This window comes from Bradyrhizobium sp. USDA 4504 (assembly GCF_054063995.1).
Window position 1 is genome coordinate 2,763,551 of record NZ_JBSSGV010000001.1, and the last position, 19,763, is coordinate 2,783,313.

Here is a 19,763-nt window from a genome sequence, read left to right on the forward strand (position 1 = left end):
GGCAGCTCCGTCCTGACGATCGAAGTGACAAGGCGACACGAAACCGTTGGGGGGCTGAACTTGGGTTTCGCGTCTCATTGCAACTAAACAATACGGTTTCGTTCTGTTTCCTTCAAGGCTCATCACGACAACGTGTGAGGCGATGCAACGATCCTAAAACTGTCAGCGGGCCGGGCGGCGGCGCGCCTTCGTCGCTTCCTTGATCGCCTCTTTGGCCGCATCGCGAAGCCGGTCCTGCGGCCCGACGGCGCCGGCGAGAAACAGCCGGATCGAGACTTCCATCCGGGTCTCGGCGGTCTTCATGTCGATCGGAATTCCGAATGTTGCCATCCGGTGGGTGTGGCCGACCACCATGTTGAGAAATGTCTCGGCGGCGATTGTGGTGTCCTCGAGATCGAGAACGCCTTTATCGACCAGATGGTCGAAGAAATCCGCCGTGGTGGACACCGCTTTCGACCAGCCCTCGTCGACGGCAAGCTTGGCGACCTCGGGGAAATTAATTGCCTGCGCGGTCAGGATCCGGCTGAAAGCGATGGAGTCGGCGCTGCAATTCAGCACCAATAGCTGGCGTCCGAGCTCGGTCAGCCGTTCCTCGACCGAACCGTCGCAGTTGCCGCCGGCCTGCGCTTCGGCTGCCGCGGCGGCGAGCGGGGCAAGCCAGCGGGCGATCTCGCGGCGGAGCACCGCGGCGAACAGGCCGCGCTTGTCGCCATACTGACCGTAGACGGTGGGCTTGCTGACGCGGGCGGCCTCGGCCACCGCGTCGATCGACGTCGCATCGAAGCCGCGCTCGAGGAACAGGCGGGTGGCGACCTCGATCAGCCGCTGGTCGCGCTCGATCGCAGCGTCCCGCGTCGGCCGGCCGCCGCGTGACTTGATCACGCCGCGCTTGGCCACCTTGGCCTTGGTTGCCGTCAATCCCATTTGCCCATTCATCTCGTTGTGCATCGGACGGGTCTGTCCGGTCTATAACCCGCGCCGTGCGGATTCGTCCATTCGCGCGGTACCGGGAGCAGGCCGCTTAAGGGGGCGTTGCAGTCCAGGCCTGCCCGGCGGCGGCCTTGTCGTATCCGTACTGGTACAGCGCGCGCATATAGGCGGTGTCGAAGCCCTGCGTTTCCGGCGCCGGATAGCCGCGCTCGATGTAGGACAGATGGAAACCCAGCCGGTTGCGCCGGGCGAAGTCATAGGTCGAGAGGATCACGGAGCGTGTCTGCGCCTGCGTGATCGCGGAAATGCTGCGGGAGGCGACCTCGATCGTCGAGTTCGAGACCAGCTCGAAGTTGCCCTCGAGCTTCTTGTTGACGAGGATGTAGATGTTCATGCGGCTGTTGGGGGCCAGCCGCGCTCGCGGAACAGCAGCGCATCCGGCAATGTCAGCACCGGCGCGGTCACGCCGCCGTCGACATGCATCTCCTGGAACCGGCGGCCCTGGCCTTCGGCGTCGATCATGATCGGCGGAAACACCAGCGGGATGCTGGCGGAGGCGGCCATCACGTCGCGAAACAGCTGCAGCGCCTCGGGCGTTCCGACAGCGGCGATTCGCCCCATGTCCCAGATCACCGTGCGCTGGGTGTCGAGATCGGTGGTGACGATCAGGAGCTTTCGGCCCTTGGCGTTTTCGCGCGCCACCTCGCTCAGGATGTCCTGACCGACGTAACGCGCCACCAGTTCGCGCAGCCGCTTGTTGCCGAACAGCCCGGAGCCGAACAGCACCCGCATCAGGCTCGGATCCTGCAGCAGGCTTTCCGCGATGCCCGAGGTGTAGACCTCCTTCAGCGTGTCGTCGTAGCGCGGGCCAAGGAAGGCAAAGGGCGCAATCAGTCCGCCGGTGCTGACGCCGGAGACAACCGAAAAGGCCGGGCGGTTGCCGGCCGCGGTCCAGCCGTTGAGGACGCCCACGCCATAAGCCCCGTCGGCGCCGCCGCCGGAGAGGGCGAGGTAGGTCTTGATCGGGGCGAGGTCGCTCTTCTCGAGCTTGAATTTTGACGCCGGCTCGTCGGCATAGCGGCGCAGCCCGTCGAGGTCGAGCACCCGCGAATTGGCGGCGTCGGCGGCCGTGTAGGGCATCCGCGGCAGCGAGCTGCAGGCCGAAAGCGCCAAGGCGAGGCCGCACAGCAGGATCGCTTGCCGGATCGCGCGGGCGGCCGTTATCCAAAGGCCGGCGCCGGCGGGCCGGGCGCTAGGGGGTAAGACCATGTCTGCCAGTCACGTTCGCGGATCGACGTCGCTGCGGGAAGCCGGTTGCTCTATTGTCGTCATAAAACGACACTGTTTCGTTTTGTTTAACGGGGCTGATGATGCAAGGCCGGCATCCGGCCGGTCGTCCGTGTTCACGAAGTCGCGCGAGGGCCGCAATCCGACGGGTTGATCGGGCACCGGCGACACGCAATAAGCAGCCGCATGACTCTTCCCAATCATTTCGAACTGCTGGCGACCGACGGCGCCGCCCGCACCGGGCGCCTGACCACGCCACACGGCCTCGTGCGGACGCCCGCCTTCATGCCGGTCGGCACCGCGGGCGCGATGAAGGGCATGCATTGGCGCGAGGTGCGCGATGCGGGCGCCGATATCGTGCTCGGCAACACCTATCACCTGATGCTGCGCCCGGGCGCCGAGCGCATTGCCGGGCTTGGCGGCCTGCAGCGCTTCACCGGCTGGGGCGGCCCGATGTTGACGGATTCCGGCGGCTTCCAGGTGATGTCGCTTTCGGAGCTGCGCAAGGTGACCGAGAAGGCCGTGACCTTCCGCTCGCATATCGACGGCACTAAGGTCGAGCTGTCGCCGGAGCGCTCGATCGAGGTGCAGCGGCTGCTCGGCTCTGACATCGCCATGCAGATGGACGAATGCGTCCGGTTGCCGGCGGAGCGCGCCGACATCGAGCGCGCGATGCAGCTGTCGCTGCGCTGGGCAGAGCGCTCCAAGCGCGCCTTCGAGGCGGCGCCGGACGGCTACATGCTGTTCGCCATCGTACAGGGCGGCGACGTCCCGGATTTGCGGCACGCCAGCGCACGCGGGCTGACCGACATCGGCTTTCACGGTTACGCGATCGGAGGGCTCGCGGTCGGCGAGCCGCAGGCGGTGATGCTGGCGATGATCGAGGAGACCGCGCCGGCGCTCCCGGTCGATCGGCCGCGTTATCTGATGGGCGTCGGCACGCCGGAGGACATCCTCGAGGCGGTAGCGCGCGGCGTCGACATGTTCGACTGTGTGATGCCGACACGGAACGGACGCCACGGCATGGCGTTCACCCGCTTCGGGCAGATCAATTTGCGCAACGCCCGGCACGTCGACGATCCGCGCCCGCTCGATGAAGAGAGCCCGTGGCCGGCGGCGAGCGGCTATTCGCGTGCCTATCTGCATCACCTGGTTCGATCAGGCGAAACACTTGGGGCAATGCTGCTGTCCGAAATCAACGTCGCCTACTACCAGCAGCTGATGCAGGGCATCCGCGATGCGGTGGCGAACGGCACGTTCGAGGACTTCAGAACGAAAACGCGCGCCGGTTGGGCGCGCGGTGACATCGCTCCAAGATGAGCTGTGTGATCAGTTGCACACGATCGGTTTCACCGCGTGTTTGGTAACGAACCCGTAACCGCAGTTGTCGCAGGTCCAGAGATAGCTGATCAAATTGTCGAACAGGTACGCGGAGGCTTCCGCCGCCACCATGGAGTCCGCACACACCGGACAGGTCGGCAAATCGCAGCCGCGCGGATCGGGCCTGGACGCTGTGGTCGACAGAACTTCAGCGAGAGCTGGCATGTGACCTCCTTTGCGTTCTGAGCTGCACCTGACGAAAGTATATAAACCCATTTGTTTGACCTTGTCGCAACACAAATGCGTAGGTTTTACGTTATTTGCGTAGGTTCTATTTTGCGATGCAACGAATTCGCGTTGCGGCGGTTTCTCACTTGCGTGCCATGGTGCGCTGCTTCTAATGAGACAAGACCGCATATTCCCAGCACATCCGCTACAGGAGCCGCTTGATGGACGCGCCGTCGACAACGAGTGCAGTGCAACCCGGACGCGGCCGCGTCTTTGACTCCATCGTCGATGCGATCGGCTCTACGCCGATCGTGCGGCTGCGCAGATTGCCGCAGGCGGCTGGCGTCAACGCGACGATCCTCGCCAAGCTGGAATACTTCAATCCGGCAGCCAGCGTGAAAGACCGCATCGGCGCGGCGATGATCGTGGCGATGGAGAAGGCCGGCATCATCAACGCCGACACCGTGCTGATCGAGCCGACCTCGGGCAACACCGGGATTGCGCTTGCCTATGTCGCGGCCTCGCGCGGCTATCGGCTCAAGCTCGTCATGCCGGAATCGATGTCGATCGAGCGGCGGCGGATGCTGGCCTTTCTCGGCGCGGAGATTGTGCTGACCCCGGCCGCGCAGGGCATGAAGGGCTCGATCGCGACCGCGGAGGAATTGGTGCGCACGACGCCCAACGCTGTCATGCCGCAGCAATTCAAGAACCTCGCCAATCCCGAGATCCATCGCCGCACCACCGCCGAGGAGATCTGGAACGACACCGGCGGCAACATCGATTACTTCGTTGCCGGCGTTGGCACCGGCGGCACCATCACGGGCGTTGGCCAGGTGCTGAAGCCGCGCAAGCCATCATTGCGTGTCGTCGCGGTGGAGCCGGAAGAGAGCCCGGTGCTGTCGGGTGGCCAGCATACGCCGCACAAGATCCAGGGCATCGGCGCGGGCTTCATCCCTGACATCCTCGACCGCTCGGTGATCGACGAGATCGTCAAGATCAACAGTGCGACCGCGATCGAGACCGCGCGCGAGCTGGCGCGCAACGAAGGCATCCCCGGCGGTATCTCGTCGGGTGCCGCGATCGCTGCCGCCTTGCAGATCGGCAAGCGGCCGGAAACCGCCGGCAAAACCATTCTGGCGATTGTGCCGTCATTCTCGGAGCGCTATCTCTCTACGGTACTGTTTGAAGGAATCTGAGACACAGGAATCCAGCATATGGCTGACCAGCCGAGGCGACCGCGAACCCTGAACGATGCGCGCAGCGAAGCCGAGGCGGCGTTCAAGCGCGCCACCACCAAGGTCGCGGACGCGGTGCCAAAGACCGTCGCTGTCCCCGGCGTCCGTGAGCAGGTCACGCTGCGGATCGATCAGGACGTGCTGGAGTATTTCCAGGAGGGCGGCCCCGGCTGGCAGGATCGCATCAACGCGGCGCTGCGCAAGGCCGCCGGAAAGTAACACGCTTTCGAAACCAGGAGGCCTGGGACGATCCCCGGGCTTTGGCTGGCGGGGCGCGGCGACGCTGCGCGCGCATGGCGCGAGCGTCACCTCGCGCGCGCCGGCTTCCTTGCGGTCGGTTTCAGGTTCATGAGGTTGCCGGCCAGGATCATGGCCGCGCCGAGCACCGTGTAGACATCGAGCCTTTCGGCATAGATCAGCCAGCCGGCGATCGCCGTCAGCGGCACGCGGACGAAATCCATCGGGATCACGACAGTGGCGTCGGCGTGGAGCAGGGCGCGTGCCATGCAATAGTGCGAGAACGTGCCGCAGAACGCGATCACGGCGAGCCAGCCCCAGGTCGAGAGCGGCGGCCAGGTCCAGACATAGACCGCAGGCCCGATGCTCGCGAGCGATTGCACCACCAGCATCCAGAACATGATCGTCAGCGTCTGCTCGGTCCGCGTCAGCGACTTGACCACGGCGACCGAGATGCCGAAGCCGACCGCCGCGGCGAGCGCGATCAGCTGGCCCGGATTGATCGCGCCGGCCGCCGGCCGCACGATCACGAACACGCCGACCAGCCCAAGCACCATCGCGACGATCTTCCACAGCGTCATCCGCTCGCCGAGAAAGCTCGCCGCAAGGATCGCGGTCCAGATCGGCATCGTGAACTCGATCGCGACCACCTGGCCGATCGGGATCAATGTCAGCGCAAAGAACCAGCCGAGCTGCGCGCAGAAATGGATCAGGTTGCGCACGATATGGACGTGCACCCGTGCCGTCTTCACGATCGCAAACCCGCCATTCATGTGGATCAGCGGATAGAGCATCGCGAAGCCGAGCACGCCGCGCACGGCCATCAGCTGGAAGACGTTGACCTCGCGCGTCGCCTCGCGGCCGGCCACCGCCACGATCAGCATCAGCGCGAGCCAGCCGGACATCCACAATGCTGCGCGGGTCTTTGAGGGCGTGCGATCCATGACGGGGAACGGCGGAGGAGGGGTGCCCGGTATCGGCGAGCTGCCATGAATTTGCAACGCGCAATTCCGTCTGCGCGGTGATGCGTCACCCACGCGATCTCTGCTAAGCAGCATCGACTACGCTGTCATCCCGGGGCGCACGTGAAACGGGCGAACCCGGGATCTCGAGATTCCGGGTCTGGCTCTGCGAGCCATCCCGGAATGACGAACGCCAAAAAGGAGGATCTGCTCATGCGCGTCTTGCAACCGGCCGAATGGTCGAAACCCCGCGGCTTCTCGCACGGTGTCGCGTTCGACGCGCCCGGCAAGTGGATCGTGCTGGCGGGGCAGACCGGCGGCGACGAGAAGGGCGACTACGCCCCCGAGATGGCCGCCCAGGTCGGCACCGCGTTGAAGCGCATCATCAAGCTGTTGAATGAGGCCGGTGCTGGCCCCGAGCACATCGTCCGCCTGACCTGGTACCTGACCAGCCGCAGCGAATATGAGGCCGCGGGCGCCGGTATCGGCGCGGCGTGGAAGGAGACGCTCGGGCGCAATTTCCCGCCGTCCACCTTGCTCTATATCGACGGGCTGGTCGATCAGCGCGCCAAGGTCGAGATCGAGGTCACCGCATTCGTGCCTGCGGCATAGCACCGCTGGGGCGTAAACAAAAAGCCCTCGGGGATGACTCGAGGGCTTTCCAGGTTGGAGTTCGGATCGATTACTTCGACAGCGTGATGCTGGCGCCGCGGAACTGGCTGTCAGCCCTGATGGTAACGGCCTGCTTGTTGCCGGTGGTGCGCATCGAGATATCGGCGTTGAAGCCGGGAGCGCTGGCAACGACCTGGAAGTTGCCGCCGCCGCCGCGACCCTGCAACGAGCCGCTGACATTGCGGCTGGACTCGCTCCAATTGCCGCTGACCACGCTGCCTTCGGCCTGCACATCGGCCGCTAGGTTGAACTTGTAAGCGTCGCTGGCGCAGGTGAGGCTCATGGTCATCCGGGGCCCGCCGACGTGATACGTCGCCCGGCAGCGGATGCGCTCGCTGGAGCCGTCGTCCAGCGTGACCGAGCCGGCGCCCGACCAGGTGCCCGCCATGCCGGCGAACGGGCCGGACTGGGCATGGCCCGTGGTACTTGCGAGTGCGGTCACGAAAAACGCGGCGGCTGCAAATGCTGGCCGCCGCGCGATGGCAAAGAAACTTGATAGGCTGGTGATCTTACTGACGGGATGCTTCCCATCGGCCGCTGCATGGTACGCCAGCTGATGCCCCATTCCACTTCCCCGATCCGGAGTTGCCACTGAGTTGTCCGTTCGCATATGCACCATTGATCGAGACTCGCACAAGTCCCCCGCTGCCGACGGTGCCGGAGATCGCCGCGCCCTGTGCCGAGATCTTTCCTTCAGCGACGGTCACGGTCGAGCTCTGCGACGGTTCGCAGCTGCCGGTCTTGGTGACGACGGTGACGTTCCAAAGCCCGTCATAAGGCTGCTGAGCGGACACGGGAGCAGCGGTGAGGGCAGCAGCCGAAGCGACCGAAGTGACCAAAATCAGGTCGCGAATGCGGATCGAACGCATGAATCAAATCCCTGTAATTTCGTGTGATGACGCGGCTTATCCTGTCACAATGTGTTCAAAATTTGCTGCGTCGCGGGAGTCCCCAAATGTTCCTGTGAACTCAAACACATCATGGTGAATTCGGTTCCGGATCAGGAACGGAAAATCCGAGCATGGCTTTTCCGAACGAGGTATTGTTGTACTCTAGCTCGGTTAGTGTTTGCCAGGGCTCAGATTCGGCGCCTTGGTCGCGAACTGCTCATCCTGGACCTTGGCCGGCAGCGAGCCGTTGACCTTGCCATAGTCGATGACCTGGGCGAGCAGACGCAAACCGAGCGGCGCCAGCGCGCGCTCCCAGAGCTCGCGGGCGGTCTCGCCTTTCTTGACGAACACCCAGTCCTGCGCGGCGATCGCGCCGGCGTCCATGCGGTCGGCGAGGTGATAGATGCTGCCGCCGGCGATCGGATCGCCTTCCTTGATGGTCCACTCCACCGCGGCGATGCCACGGTGGCGCGGCAGCAGCGACGGGTGGTATCCGATGCCGCCGAGCCGGGACGCGGCAAGCGCCTCCCTGCTGACCCGGGCATGGCTGTGGGCGGTCACGATCAGGTCGGTGTCCGGCGCGATCTCGGCGGCCGTCACCAGCTTGGGATCAGCCTGGACAACGACTTCGATGCCGGCCGCCCTGGCCGCTGCCGCCAGCCGGTCCTCGCCGTCATGGACGACCACCCTGACCAGCGTGACGTGGTGTTCGCGCAGCATGTTCAGGGTCGTCACGCCGAAATGGCGGGAACCGACAAGGGTAATGCGCATCGGGATCTATTCCGTGGGGTTTACTCGGGGATTGCTCGGGCCGCCGCTATGCCGATAGCATACCGCGGCGGCCTGTTTCGCTGTCTTGCCCCTTATCAACAGGACGGCCGGGTGGCAAATGTCAGGCCGCCGGCTGCTTGCTGGCCAAAACCTTGTCGATGCGCCGGCCGTCGAGGTCGACGATCTCGAATTCCCAGCCCTGCGCGGCGGTTTTCGCGCCGACATCGGGGATCGCGCCGAATTCATGCAGCAGGAAGCCGGCCGCGGTCTGGTAGGGCCGCGGCGATGGCAGCGTGATGCCGAGCAGCTCGCTGAATTCCAGCGCCGGCATCCAACCGGAGATCAGGTAGGAGCCGTCGGCGCGCCGGACATAGGCCGGCTCGGCCGGTCCTTCCTCGGTGTGGAAGGCACCGACGATGGCCTCGAGGATGTCGGCGCTGGTGACGACGCCCTGGAAGGTGCCGTACTCGTCGTGGACGAGGCCGATATGCACTCTGGAGTCGCGCAGGATCGCGACCACGTCGCGGGCGTCGACGGTCTCCGGAATGATCGGCGCATCGCGCGTCAGCGCGCGGATGTCGGGCGTCTGGCCCGCGAGGTAGACGTCGAGCACGTCCTTGGCCTGCACGATGCCGAGCGCATGGTCGCGGTTGCCGTCGAACACCACGCAGCGCGAGTGACTGCTCTTTTGCAGCGTCGCCAGGATCTCGGCCGCGGGAGCGGCGAGGTCGATCAGGCTGACCTCGTGGCGCGGCGTCATCACGGCGCCGACCGGCAGATCGCCGAGCCGCATCACGCCGGCGATCATCTCCTTTTCGCCGGGCTCGAGCACACCGGCGTTCTCGGCCTCCACCACCAGCGTCTTGATCTCGTCCTCGCTGACGCGGTCCTGTGCATCCTCGCGATGGCCGAGCACCCACAGCAGCAACTTGCCGGAACGGTCGAGCAGCCACACCAGCGGCAGCGACAGCCGCGCCATCATGGTCATGGCCGGAGCGACCTTGACCGCGATCGACTCGGGATCGCGCAATGCGATCTGCTTCGGCACCAGCTCGCCGACGATCAGCGAGGCATAGGTGATCACGCCGACGACGAGGCCGACGCCGACCGCGTCGGCGACACTTGGGGACACGCCGAGCTCAAACAGCCATTGCGTCAAACGCTGGCCGAGCGTTGCGCCCGAGAAGGCGCCCGACAGCACGCCGATCAGCGTGATGCCGATCTGCACCGTAGAGAGGAACTTGCCGGGATCGGAGGCCAGTGCAAGGGCGCGGCGCGAACCGCTGACGCCTCGTTCGACCAGCGCCGCGAGACGCCCCGGACGCGAGGAAACGATCGCGAGCTCCGACATCGACAACAGACCGTTGACGACGATCAAGACCGCCACGATCGCAAGTTCCAGATATAGCACGGGAGTACCTAAACATTGGCGGCGTTGGCCGCTACACGACCCAATATAGGCATACCGGAGCGGTTTTGCTGTGCCTTGTCGGACGTCCCTGCACAAGCAGAGGGTGCGTATGGCCAGCATGCAGCAGGAGATCGCGGCATTTTGGCGCGCTGGCATCATGCCTAGGCGAGGATCCGCAGCGGCGGCTTGGCGAACCTCCTGCCCGATGAGGCGGGCTGCATCAGCATTCGTTTGGAGGCGGCTTGCAGTTGCACGCGCAAATCGGCGTTGCATTGCTTCATCTGGTTGCGCAATTCGCGGCGGGAGAAGGCGGTGAGCGAGGGGTCCGCGAGTTGCTGCCAGGCCTTGCGCAGCCATTCCTGCAGTTCGCGAATGTTCTGATCCAGAACCTTCTGATCAAACACGTCGGGCTGGGTCATGCCGCCAAATCCCACGAAGCGATCAGTTGCAAAGTAACGCTGATTCGCGTCGCTTCACCTAGCGCTATGTTGCGCGGGCGCGTTTGCGGCAGGGCAGATCGGAGGCGGCAGGCTTGTTCGTGCCCGCGTCAGCGAGCGTCGCCGGGCCCGGTGCGCAGCAAATCCAGCGCGACCGGCAGCGCGAGGGACAGCGCCGCGAGCATCGAGAGATGGCGCGTCTGCGCGGCGGTCAGGCCGAGATCGTATTGGGCGAGATAAGCCAGCATGATCGCGATGTAGGCGGCGACGCAGATTGCGACGGCGATGCTTCCGAAATCGGTCTTGCTGTCGGTCTTATCGTCCACGGCGGCACCACGTCGTTGCGGGAGCGGTGTAGTATGAGCTGGATCACGAGCGGAGGAGCCGCTCCGGCCAAATGGCTTCGTGCGTCACGACGGGCCAACTGGCGGAGGCAAACGTCGCGATCAGCATTCCGCAGCAACGTGGCCGCGGCGACTCCAGATCGGCCTTGGCGACCACCTGCCGCCAGCAAGCGGCCTAGCGGGGGCTGCGTTTCGGCTGGCCTTCGCGCGGAAGCTCGACCGGGATGTGGGGCGCGGTGCTCACCACGCGGGGGCTTCCGTCGGAATGGGTCTGGCCGTTGAGCAATGTCTCGAGCACCAAAAAGAATTTTTCAGCAAGCATGGGCGTAGCCCTCGTCGTCTAATGTCCTTGTGTCGCGGCGCGCCGCGGAAAATTCGATCAACAAAATGCGAGTCGCACCGGCATGGCGATGCTGCGGCGCAATGTCTCTCGCACGCAATCCGGGAGATTACGGCGCCCACGCCGTCAACCGAGGCTTGCGCGAAATAGTTGCCAGCTTCCTAACGATTGCCGGCGCGGCACGTGATGGCGCTCACCGTTCCTTCAAGGATGCACGTTATTGATAGGGGTATGGATCGTGACCAGGACATCGACGAGGGATTTGGATCGGCGCTGCGCCGCAGCTACGGGCGGCTGGCCTGGTGGATCGTCCGATTTAACCGCGTGCTCGAACCGTCGCGCGCGGCCGAACCGCCGCGCACCCTATCGCCGCCGCGGCCCGCTGTTCCGCCACGGCGGCCTGTCCCGCCGCGCCCCGAATAGACCTCACCGGAATACCAGCCTCCGCTGTATCGGCCGTGCGGCCGGACTGCTATTCATGCGCCATCCGCGGACCCCTCCGGTCCGCCGTTTTTGACGATGCGGCCGCGCGGCCACGCAAGCGACGAGGGACGAACGCAATGATTGAGACGGTTGGCATTATCGGCGCCGGGACCATGGGCAACGGCATCGCGCAGATCTGCGCGGCGGCAGGCCTCGGCGTGACCATGGTGGATATCTCCGACGCGGCGGTCCAGCGCGGCCTGAAGACGGTCGGGAGCAGTCTCGATCGGCTGGTCGCCAAGGAGAAGATGACCGCGGCCGATCGCGACGCGACGCTCGGGCGCATCAATGCGACCACCGACAAGGCCAAGCTCGCCGCCTGCGATCTGGTGATCGAAGCCGCGACTGAGAACGAGGAGCTGAAGGTCAAGATCCTGAAGGATCTCTGTGCGGGGCTGAAGCCGAGCGCACTGGTCGCAACCAACACCTCGTCGATCTCGATCACCCGCCTTGCAGCCTCGACCGATCGTCCCGACCGCTTCATCGGGATGCATTTCTTCAATCCGGTGCCGGTGATGGCGCTGCTCGAATTGATCCGGGGCCTGCAGACCTCGGACGACACCGTCGCCAAGGCCGAAGCGTTCGCCAAGCGAGTCGGCAAGGTGGCGATCACGGCGAAGAACAGCCCCGGCTTTGCGGTGAACCGCATCCTGTGCCCGATGATCAACGAGGCGATCTTCGCGCTGCAGGAAGGCATTGCCACCGCCGAGGAGATCGATGCCGGCATGAAGCTCGGCTGCAACCATCCGATCGGCCCGCTCGCGCTCGCCGATCTGATCGGGCTCGACACGATGCTGTCGGTGATGGAGGTGTTCTACACCGGCTTCAACGACCCCAAGTACCGGCCGGCGCCGCTGCTGAGGGAGATGGTCGACGCCGGCCATCTCGGCCGCAAGACCGGGCAGGGGTTCTACAGCTACAGCAAGTGAGGCCGGCGCGCGCCCGACCCCGTAATCATCCGGGATGGATCGCGCGGACAAGGTCGCGTAACGACAAGACCTGATCCGCCACGAGGCGGGGGACATCAGAAACGAGGCCCGGTCTCCTAGGCACACCGGGCCTCGTTTTTTTGTGGGATACCGGGCTCAGTTGGCCGATGCGACCGGCGTGACGCCGGTTTCATCGGGATCGGCGCCGAACAGGCCGACGAGGAACTTGTAGTAGTCCGGCATCTTCTCCTTCAGCGTGGCGCGCGTATAGGGTTCGTGCTCGGAATCCTTGCCGGCCAGGAAGATGCTCGCCGTCACCGCGAAGAACTCCTGCTGGTTCTTCAGCGCATAGGCCTCCTTGGCGAACAGCTCCTTCGATTTGGCCTGGCTGAGGAAGCCCTTGATGCCCTTGTTCTCAAAGCCGTTCGGCATCAGCCGCGCGTGATAGGCGTGAAGGAATTCGTGCAGCAGCACCGGGTCCTTCGCGTAACGCATCATGTTCGGACGCATCCTGATGATGCCGATGCCGGAATCGAGCGCAAGCGCGAGCGGATCCGAATTGGTCCATTGCTGCTTGTCGTGATCCCAGATGGTGACGTCGCGGGTCGTGCCGCGGTCCCATTCCGGCGGCGTCAAGCCATAGCAGGCCGCTGCCGCGCCTTCGTCGAGACACGCCATCTCGCTCGCAACGATCGGCACGCGATGGAAGAACTGCAACACCTTCGGGCTGAAGCCCGCGGTTTCCACGACGTCGAGCTGGCGGCGGACCATGTCGGCGATGCTGGTGACGTCCTTGCGGTCGGCGTTCTCGGAGAGATCGAAGACGTAGCCGCGATATTTCTCGACGCTGCTTGGTGCCGCCTCGGACGCCCCCGACATTCGTGGTCCGGCAACGGCCGCTCCGGCCGCAAGTGACAGGATCATTGAAGCAATGAGCGTGCTGCGCATGATTATCCCCCGTGCGACGAGCCCTCTCCGGGTGTCGTCGTCCATTGAGCCGCGCGGGAGACTAGGGCAGCCGCCTTGCGGCGCGCTTAAGTCGTACATTTCAACCGGGCATCTGCGATTAGGCGCCGGTTAACTACATGCGCTGGGATGGCCCGGCGGGCAGCGGGTCTGGAGGCCGCGGGGGCCGATGACCGGTCAGCCGGTCCTCACCGTGGCGCGACCGGGCTTTGAGCCATCGTCACAGCTTCTTGAGGCGGTGCCCGGAAACCTCGCAGATCCTGCCGCCGTACCTAGATCAGCGGCTGGGAGCCGGATTGAGCAAGGAAACACGATCATGCGCAGGACGAATTGGGCAATTCTGGCGTTCGCGGCGCTCGGAACGAGCTGGATTGTCGGTTCCGCGTCGCCTGCGGCGGCCGATCCCTACGAGTATCCCTGGTGCATCCAGGGCCGGCAGGAGGGATATCCCGGCTATTGCGGCTACCAGACCTATCAGCAGTGCCAGGCATCCGCGTCGGGCCGCGACGCCTATTGCGGCATCAATCCGCGCGTTGCCTTCAGCCAGCAGCGGTTGGCGCCGCGGGCGTTCCGCTGAGCGGTGCAAGGAGGTCGGGCCAAGCGACCGTCGGGCACGATGGTTGCATAGCTGACGGTCGGATCATTTTTTCTGCCTTGGAGCGAATATGGGCGAGATCATCAGGTTCATCTCGAAGTCCGAACGCGAGCGTGCGCGTCTGATCCGCGAGGCGCGTGCGAATTATGAGCGCATCTTTCCATCGGCCGACCCGGCTGATGCGCAGGGCGCCGCAGACGAGGGCAGCGGCAGCGAGGCGTCGTCGAAGCCGTAGCGCGCCGGTATTGCGCGCAAGGGGAGGCGGAGCGGCGATGTGGCAGCGTTTGTGGCAAACTTGGACGATCGACAAGCCGGCCGCGCTTGGCGATTGGCTGTGGCAGATCCTGGTCGTTGAGCTCGCCGCCTTGCTCGATCGGCTGACGTTGCGGAAGCTGATCGCGCTGATCCCGGTTGCGATCGTGATCGGCGCCTATTGGCACCGGATTCCGCTTCCTCCCGAGCTGATGCTGGTCGGCGATGTGCTGGCCTATATCGACATTTTCTCGATGATCTTCCTGATCGGCTTCTTTACCCGGGTTGCGACGGTTGTGGCGGTCGTCAGACAGGCTATCGGTCTCGTCCGCGGCGTGATGCAGCATGTGCCGATGGCGCTGCACAGGTTTGGCGTTCGTCACCGTCGCGCCAAGGACAGCACGCGCCGCAGGCGGCTCACGCATGCGAAGACAGATGACGATGGCGCCGCCGGCATGGCAGGCCTGGCTTGGGCCTAGTCCGACGCGATGTGGCGGTGACGAACGCGATCGTGGCGTCTATCGCGGCTGCCCGGCCTGATCGCCATCATCCGCCTTCGGCCGGGCCGGGCTGTGCGCGGACGCGCCGTCCTGGCTCCGCCGGTGCGAACTGGAGAGGTCGGTCGCGCCGTGCTGGGATCGATGATACGCGATACCCATCTGGAAACTCCAGACGCCGAACAGCAGCGCGCCTGCCACACAGGCCGCCACGAAAGCCCAATCGCGTTTCCTCATCGGTCCAACAAAGCCAATTCGATACCGCACCAACCGCGTGTGTTCCGAGGCTCGCCAAGCGAGCCCGCCGCATTGTGAGACGATTGCACGCGCTTGTCGATCCGCGCGGCTCACCCTCGCATCGGTCACGGAGCGGTGGTCATCAAATCATGCGTCCAGAAACACTCCGACCAGATTGCGCGTCCCCCGCAACAAACTTGCCAAACTTTCACTAGGGCGCTGGCGCACTGAGTTCGAAAATGTAAGGACCCGATCGGACGATTCGCGAATGACCGAACTTGAGGAGCTCAGATATTTCGAGCATCAGTGCCTGGAGATGGCGGAGCAATCCACGCTGCCGGATGCCCGCCGCGCGCTCCAGATCCTGGCGCGCAACTACGCCGCCGCGGCCGAAATCGTCGAACGGCGCGCGCAATCCGCCAACACCGCGCTCGCGCAGCTGTTTCGATGCTTGAGGCTGTGACCGGTTGAGGGCGTGACGAGGGCGCCGGTCACGACGACCGATCCCGATGGCGCGGATGCGGTCTGCGCCTAAAGCCGCCGGCTTCAGGACCTTTCGGTCCACCGTCGTCGGCATCGAGATGCTTGAACACATCGGGCGACGCTGCCATCAGATTGCGCGATCTCGGCGGCGTGGCGCCGTCGGCAGTCGGAAGGCGAGGTGCTGCGATGTTCTCGCTGACTTTTCTGGGAACGTCGGCAAGCGTGCCGTCTCCCGAGCGCAATCACCCGGGCATTCTCGTCGAGGCAGCCGGCAGTCGTATTCTGGTCGATTGCGGCGAGGGAACGCAGCGCCAGCTGCTGCGGAGCGGCGCCGGCTTTCGACGGCTTGATCACCTGCTGCTGACCCACGGGCATTTCGATCATGTGCTCGGCATCCCCGGGCTGTTTTCGACCCTCCGGTTGCGGCAAAGTTCGGATGCGATGACGATTCATGCCGGGCCAGGCACGCTCGATGTCGTCGTCCGGATGCTGGCAGGCCTGTGGGGCGAGGGCAGAGCGCCGATCCCGCTTGATCTGGTGCCGTTAAGCGAGGGGCGAGTCCTCGACGCCGGCGAATTCACCGTCGATTGCTTTCCCGTCCGCCACCGGGATACGGACAGCTTCGCCTTCACCTTTCAGAGCGCGATACGCCGGCATCTCCTCCCGGACCGGCTTCTGGCGCTGCGCGTGCCTGATGGGCCGGTTCGCCGGGAGCTGGCGGAGGGGCGGCAGGCGAAGCTGGACGATGGTCGCACCATCGATCCGGAGCAGGTGCTTGGCCCGGCCCAGGGGCGAAAGAAGCTCGTCATTGTCGGTGATGCTGAAACAACCGAGGGGCTGGCTGAACACGTCAGGGACGCCGACGTGCTGGTGATCGAAGCGACGTTTCTCGAGCGCGACGCGGCCATCGCGCGCGACTACGGGCATTTGACGGCCAGCGAAGCCGCCGCGCTCGCAGCGCGGAGCGGGGTCAAGCAGCTCGTCCTCACGCACATCTCCGGCCGCTATCCGGACGAGGACATTCTGGCGGAGGCGACGAGGACTTTCCCGAACAGCAGGATAGCCATCGACTTCGACCGCATCGCTATCTGAGTGCGCGCCGCACGAACAACGTTTCATTAACCCGACTCACGCAACGTCGTTTCAGGCCATCTGGATGGGCCGCTAGCAGAAGGCCGCCACGAGTGACTACGTGGCGGCCTTTTGCGTCCCACAGTGTCAAGGGAGACGACCGATGGACTACGGCGCCTTCACCGACGCCAGCCTGAAGATGATGTACGAAGCCGTCCGCGGTGCGCTCAGAGCCGACGACGAATTCGAGGCAGCCGGCGAAGAGCCAAAATTCCGCGTCCGCGCGACGCCCGAGTGGAAACGGCATGCCGGCAGCCTCGAGGCCGAGATGCTGAAGCGAGGGATGCAGCTCGATATCATCGACTGGACAGGCGGTCAGGGCGAACTGCCGTTATCTTGACGGCCGAACTCCAGCAGCGTTCCGAATGTTCGCTCCGAATTGTGCGCTGAACGGCGCGCTTGCGCCGTCATGCGTCGCGCTCCCCCTCGGCGCGGGGGTAAACTTTGTGAGGGGGGCGGTTTTCGTTGTGCCTTGAGCTGTTCCCCGATCGTTCCCTTCCAACGGCGACGTGGCCCGCTCAGAACGTCCCGTGGCCAAAGCTGAATTTCGCAAGGGCCTAATTGCTCCACCGATGCGCCGCCATTTCGCCGCGCCTCGTTCGCTTTGCCCAACTCTGTTCATATACCTTACGAGGTAACACAGATGTCATCTGTTCGCGGTTTGTGTCGCCACCGATCGGGGTATTCGATCCAGCTCTGCCTACGGCTCGGGCTCAAGGGCGTCCGTCAAGGCCTGCTTTATGTGTTCGGCCTGTTCCTTCGTCAGCTTCTCGGCGAAGTGGCCGTCTTTCTTCAACTGCGCTGGTCCCTTGAGCTCTCGATCATAAACCATCCAGTCGGTGCTTCCTCTCCGAACGACAAACCTTGACTGTAGGGGCGCTGCGTATCTCAACGATACCTCCCAATGAATCCAGCTGCTCGTCTCCAAAAGACACATCCGGCGACAGCTTGTTCCTGAACCGGGACACTGAAATTTCCTGCGCCACCTAAAGAGCAAGGCTCATGCCGGAATACACGCGCCTCCGACCGGTCCGGAGAACCGCAGGCAGGCTCGACGCAAGCGACGCCGAACGTGATGACTGCGACAGGGAGAGCAACGAGCCGTTGGCGTCCGAATGCGTCTGGTCCGAGCATTGGGATTGCAGTTCTGACCGTCCCGAAAAATTACGCCGCCGGGCCCGAAATGAGTTGTCCCGGCGGCGCCCTGTTCTTCCAGCCTCTGGGCCCTGAAATCCCCAGCGCCGAAAACCTACTAAAGATCACGCCGAACAACTGTGGCTTGGTTCACACAAAATTAAGAACAAGAGCCGGCGCCAGGGCCCGGGCCGGCTTCCAAACACCACGAGAGCGATGTCACTGCCACACGGAAATTTCGCGAATGTTTGGGAGGGGGACTACTTGGCTCAAATGGTTTCAGCGGCCCGAGACATCGGTGACATCTCGTACCGGACACATGGGTACACTTTCCGCTGTTGTTCTGCGGGAGGTGTGGATGCCGTGGAAAGCGAGTTCGGTGATGGAAGAGCGCCGTCGCTTTGTCGCCTGTCTTCTGGACGAGGAGGCCATGGCGGACGTCTGCCGGGAGTGATGCCGTGTTCCGCGTGTCCTACGATATTCCAGCAGGTGGCCCGTAGGCATCGTGATCAGCGATTACGCTGCAACTTCCGTCCTCTCGAAAAAACAGGCCATTGCCTGCGACTTCCTTCCACCAACCCCGGCCAATCCGCGATCGACGCATACTCACCACGCCAAAGCGCCACGCGCTCATATCACCTTGGAATGGCTGCTCGGAGAACAAATCTTGATATCCCGGCACAGGCCAGGTGTGATCCAGCACATCCCACTCCGTGAGATTGCCTTCAAGCCAAGCATCGAAATGATCCCTGATTTTCGTTCCCGGAGGATTCGGAAACAGAGCATTGATGTAGGCTGTTCCGTCCGCATCCAACCTCGTGGGAAGAGCCTCGACGACCCTCCGCAGAAGCTCTGAGCGGCCCGAGACATAGGTGACATTTCGTACCGGACACATGGGTTACACTTTCCGCTTTTGTTCTGCGGGAGGTGTGGATGCCGTGGAAAGCGAGTTCGGTGATGGAAGAGCGCCTTCGCTTTGTCGCCCGTCTGCTGGACGGGGAGGCCATGACGGACGTCTGCCGGGAGTTCGGCGTGTCCCGCAAGACCGGCTACAAGATTTTCGATCGCTACAGGGAACAGGGCGCGGCGGCGCTATGCGATCGGTCGCGGCGACCGGTGCGCTATGCCAATCAGCTCCCCGAGCCAATCGAGGGCCTGATTGTTCGTCTCAAAGCCGAGAAACCGCACTGGGGCGCGCGCAAGATCCGTGAGCTCTTGGTCCGGCGGCTCGACGGCGATATCCGGGTTCCGGCCAAGAGCACCATCCATGCGGTTCTCGATCGCCATGGCCTGGTCAAGCGCGCAGGCGTGCCGCGCCACCGCGCGCGCGGCACGCCTCTGTCCGCGGGGGCCGGACCCAATGATCTGTGGTGCGCCGACTTCAAGGGCGAGTTCAAGCTCGGCAATGGCCGTTATTGCTACCCGCTGACCGTCACCGACCATGCCTCGCGCTTCCTGCTGTTGTGCGAAGCGCTCGATTCCACCCGCGAGGAGCCGGCCATTGCGGCCTTCGAGCGGTTGTTCCGTGAGCGCGGCATGCCGCGCGCCATTCGCTCCGACAATGGCGTGCCGTTTGCCAGTCCCAACGCCTTGTTCAATCTCTCAAAGCTCTCGGTGTGGTGGCTGCGGCTTGGCATTGCCATCGAACGCATCAAGCCCGGCCATCCGCAGCAGAACGGCCGTCACGAGCGCATGCACCTCACGCTCAAGCAGGAGACCACTCCACGATCGCGAGGTGCTCGTCACCGCCTGTGGACGGCTCTGCCTGCATCGCAAGCGCATCAACCTCTCCACCGTGCTGGCTGGACTAAAACTCGGCATCAAGGAGGTCGACGACGGCATTTGGCTCGTCAGCTTCATGCACTATGATTTGGGATACTTCGACCTGGAGCAGAAAACCCTGCAACCCCGCGACAACCCGTTCGGCACGAGGCTGTCACCCATGTCTTAGGTACGACCTGTTACCCATGTCTCCGGGCTGGACAGAATTTG

The 19,763-nt window shown here is 64.1% G+C and carries 23 protein-coding genes and 2 pseudogenes; 13 read left to right on the plus strand and 12 right to left on the minus strand.

Annotation, left to right across the window (positions count from 1 at the left end; translation table 11 throughout):
- Positions 1 to 162: 162 nt before the first annotated feature.
- Positions 163 to 924: a TetR/AcrR family transcriptional regulator gene (locus ACVMB1_RS12555; protein WP_141340408.1), complete on the minus strand. Its 762-nt coding sequence runs from the start codon at positions 922 to 924 to the stop codon at positions 163 to 165.
- Between the two features lie 97 nt (positions 925 to 1,021).
- A pseudogene (locus ACVMB1_RS12560) lies at positions 1,022 to 2,070 on the minus strand (patatin-like phospholipase family protein).
- A 333-nt stretch (positions 2,071 to 2,403) separates the two neighbouring features.
- On the opposite strand from ACVMB1_RS12560, the gene tgt reads away from it, so the two are divergent.
- Positions 2,404 to 3,537 (plus strand): tRNA guanosine(34) transglycosylase Tgt, encoded by a 1,134-nt coding sequence (gene tgt / locus ACVMB1_RS12565; RefSeq protein WP_057018496.1) that lies wholly within the window; start codon positions 2,404 to 2,406, stop codon positions 3,535 to 3,537.
- 9 nt (positions 3,538 to 3,546) lie between these two features.
- Here the strand turns inward: tgt and ACVMB1_RS12570 are convergent, their stop codons facing one another.
- Positions 3,547 to 3,762 (minus strand): hypothetical protein, encoded by a 216-nt coding sequence (locus tag ACVMB1_RS12570; protein WP_028332087.1) that lies wholly within the window; start codon positions 3,760 to 3,762, stop codon positions 3,547 to 3,549.
- Positions 3,763 to 3,986: 224 nt separating this feature from the next.
- Between ACVMB1_RS12570 and cysK the strand changes: the two genes are divergently transcribed.
- Positions 3,987 to 4,961, plus strand: a complete 975-nt coding sequence (gene cysK, locus ACVMB1_RS12575) for a cysteine synthase A (RefSeq protein ID WP_141340407.1) — start codon at positions 3,987 to 3,989, stop codon at positions 4,959 to 4,961.
- Between the two features lie 18 nt (positions 4,962 to 4,979).
- Complete coding sequence (locus ACVMB1_RS12580) at positions 4,980 to 5,219, plus strand: BrnA antitoxin family protein (protein ID WP_050400483.1); 240 nt, start codon at positions 4,980 to 4,982, stop codon at positions 5,217 to 5,219.
- An 86-nt stretch (positions 5,220 to 5,305) separates the two neighbouring features.
- Here the strand turns inward: ACVMB1_RS12580 and ACVMB1_RS12585 are convergent, their stop codons facing one another.
- Entirely contained in the window at positions 5,306 to 6,181 is an 876-nt protein-coding gene (locus ACVMB1_RS12585) for a DMT family transporter (protein ID WP_141340406.1), read from the minus strand.
- A 231-nt stretch (positions 6,182 to 6,412) separates the two neighbouring features.
- On the opposite strand from ACVMB1_RS12585, the gene ACVMB1_RS12590 reads away from it, so the two are divergent.
- Positions 6,413 to 6,811: a RidA family protein gene (locus ACVMB1_RS12590; RefSeq protein ID WP_057018605.1), complete on the plus strand. Its 399-nt coding sequence runs from the start codon at positions 6,413 to 6,415 to the stop codon at positions 6,809 to 6,811.
- 70 nt (positions 6,812 to 6,881) lie between these two features.
- On the opposite strand, the gene ACVMB1_RS12595 is transcribed toward ACVMB1_RS12590, so the two are convergent.
- The 7 genes from ACVMB1_RS12595 to ACVMB1_RS12625 all read right to left on the minus strand — a co-directional run bounded on the left by ACVMB1_RS12595 (position 6,882) and on the right by ACVMB1_RS12625 (position 11,046).
- The gene (locus ACVMB1_RS12595) at positions 6,882 to 7,436 is read right to left on the minus strand and encodes a hypothetical protein (protein WP_076828573.1); all 555 of its coding nucleotides are present in this window, start codon (positions 7,434 to 7,436) and stop codon (positions 6,882 to 6,884) included.
- The gene (locus tag ACVMB1_RS12600; RefSeq protein ID WP_076828571.1) at positions 7,381 to 7,740 is read right to left on the minus strand and encodes a hypothetical protein; all 360 of its coding nucleotides are present in this window, start codon (positions 7,738 to 7,740) and stop codon (positions 7,381 to 7,383) included. The genes ACVMB1_RS12595 and ACVMB1_RS12600 overlap by 56 nt, the downstream gene beginning before the upstream one ends.
- Positions 7,741 to 7,932: 192 nt before the next feature.
- Positions 7,933 to 8,532, minus strand: a complete 600-nt coding sequence (locus ACVMB1_RS12605) for a formyltransferase family protein (RefSeq protein WP_018271570.1) — start codon at positions 8,530 to 8,532, stop codon at positions 7,933 to 7,935.
- Positions 8,533 to 8,653: 121 nt separating this feature from the next.
- Positions 8,654 to 9,943 (minus strand): hemolysin family protein, encoded by a 1,290-nt coding sequence (locus ACVMB1_RS12610; protein WP_141340405.1) that lies wholly within the window; start codon positions 9,941 to 9,943, stop codon positions 8,654 to 8,656.
- A 161-nt stretch (positions 9,944 to 10,104) separates the two neighbouring features.
- Positions 10,105 to 10,362, minus strand: a complete 258-nt coding sequence (locus ACVMB1_RS12615; RefSeq protein WP_141340404.1) for a hypothetical protein — start codon at positions 10,360 to 10,362, stop codon at positions 10,105 to 10,107.
- Positions 10,363 to 10,490: 128 nt separating this feature from the next.
- On the minus strand, positions 10,491 to 10,706 hold the full coding sequence (locus tag ACVMB1_RS12620) for a hypothetical protein (RefSeq protein ID WP_141340403.1): 216 nt from the start codon (positions 10,704 to 10,706) through the stop codon (positions 10,491 to 10,493).
- 193 nt (positions 10,707 to 10,899) lie between these two features.
- Positions 10,900 to 11,046, minus strand: coding sequence for a hypothetical protein (locus ACVMB1_RS12625; protein ID WP_176936926.1), 147 nt, complete (start codon positions 11,044 to 11,046; stop codon positions 10,900 to 10,902).
- Positions 11,047 to 11,624: 578 nt separating this feature from the next.
- Between ACVMB1_RS12625 and ACVMB1_RS12630 the strand changes: the two genes are divergently transcribed.
- Positions 11,625 to 12,476 carry a 3-hydroxybutyryl-CoA dehydrogenase gene (locus ACVMB1_RS12630; protein ID WP_141340401.1) on the plus strand — a complete coding sequence of 284 codons (852 nt, stop codon included), beginning with the start codon at positions 11,625 to 11,627 and terminating at the stop codon, positions 12,474 to 12,476.
- A gap of 156 nt (positions 12,477 to 12,632) precedes the next feature.
- Here ACVMB1_RS12630 and ACVMB1_RS12635 read toward each other — a convergent pair whose 3' ends face one another.
- The gene (locus ACVMB1_RS12635) at positions 12,633 to 13,424 is read right to left on the minus strand and encodes a hypothetical protein (RefSeq protein ID WP_200844441.1); all 792 of its coding nucleotides are present in this window, start codon (positions 13,422 to 13,424) and stop codon (positions 12,633 to 12,635) included.
- Positions 13,425 to 13,758: 334 nt separating this feature from the next.
- Here ACVMB1_RS12635 and ACVMB1_RS12640 point away from each other — a divergent pair, with 334 nt between their 5' ends.
- The 8 genes and pseudogenes from ACVMB1_RS12640 (at position 13,759) to ACVMB1_RS12675 (ending at position 19,722) form a co-directional block, all read left to right on the plus strand.
- Positions 13,759 to 14,019 carry a DUF3551 domain-containing protein gene (locus ACVMB1_RS12640; protein ID WP_057018487.1) on the plus strand — a complete coding sequence of 87 codons (261 nt, stop codon included), beginning with the start codon at positions 13,759 to 13,761 and terminating at the stop codon, positions 14,017 to 14,019.
- 88 nt (positions 14,020 to 14,107) lie between these two features.
- Positions 14,108 to 14,272, plus strand: a complete 165-nt coding sequence (locus ACVMB1_RS12645; protein WP_016846117.1) for a hypothetical protein — start codon at positions 14,108 to 14,110, stop codon at positions 14,270 to 14,272.
- A gap of 37 nt (positions 14,273 to 14,309) precedes the next feature.
- Complete coding sequence (locus tag ACVMB1_RS12650) at positions 14,310 to 14,768, plus strand: hypothetical protein (RefSeq protein ID WP_092083366.1); 459 nt, start codon at positions 14,310 to 14,312, stop codon at positions 14,766 to 14,768.
- 523 nt (positions 14,769 to 15,291) lie between these two features.
- Entirely contained in the window at positions 15,292 to 15,486 is a 195-nt protein-coding gene (locus ACVMB1_RS12655) for a hypothetical protein (RefSeq protein ID WP_016846119.1), read from the plus strand.
- A 206-nt stretch (positions 15,487 to 15,692) separates the two neighbouring features.
- Positions 15,693 to 16,598 carry a ribonuclease Z gene (locus tag ACVMB1_RS12660; RefSeq protein WP_057018604.1) on the plus strand — a complete coding sequence of 302 codons (906 nt, stop codon included), beginning with the start codon at positions 15,693 to 15,695 and terminating at the stop codon, positions 16,596 to 16,598.
- Positions 16,599 to 16,740: 142 nt separating this feature from the next.
- On the plus strand, positions 16,741 to 16,977 hold the full coding sequence (locus ACVMB1_RS12665) for a hypothetical protein (RefSeq protein WP_057018484.1): 237 nt from the start codon (positions 16,741 to 16,743) through the stop codon (positions 16,975 to 16,977).
- A gap of 303 nt (positions 16,978 to 17,280) precedes the next feature.
- Entirely contained in the window at positions 17,281 to 17,505 is a 225-nt protein-coding gene (locus tag ACVMB1_RS12670) for a hypothetical protein (protein ID WP_158074204.1), read from the plus strand.
- A 1,199-nt stretch (positions 17,506 to 18,704) separates the two neighbouring features.
- Positions 18,705 to 19,722 (plus strand): annotated as a pseudogene (locus tag ACVMB1_RS12675) (DDE-type integrase/transposase/recombinase).
- Positions 19,723 to 19,763 lie beyond the last annotated feature (41 nt).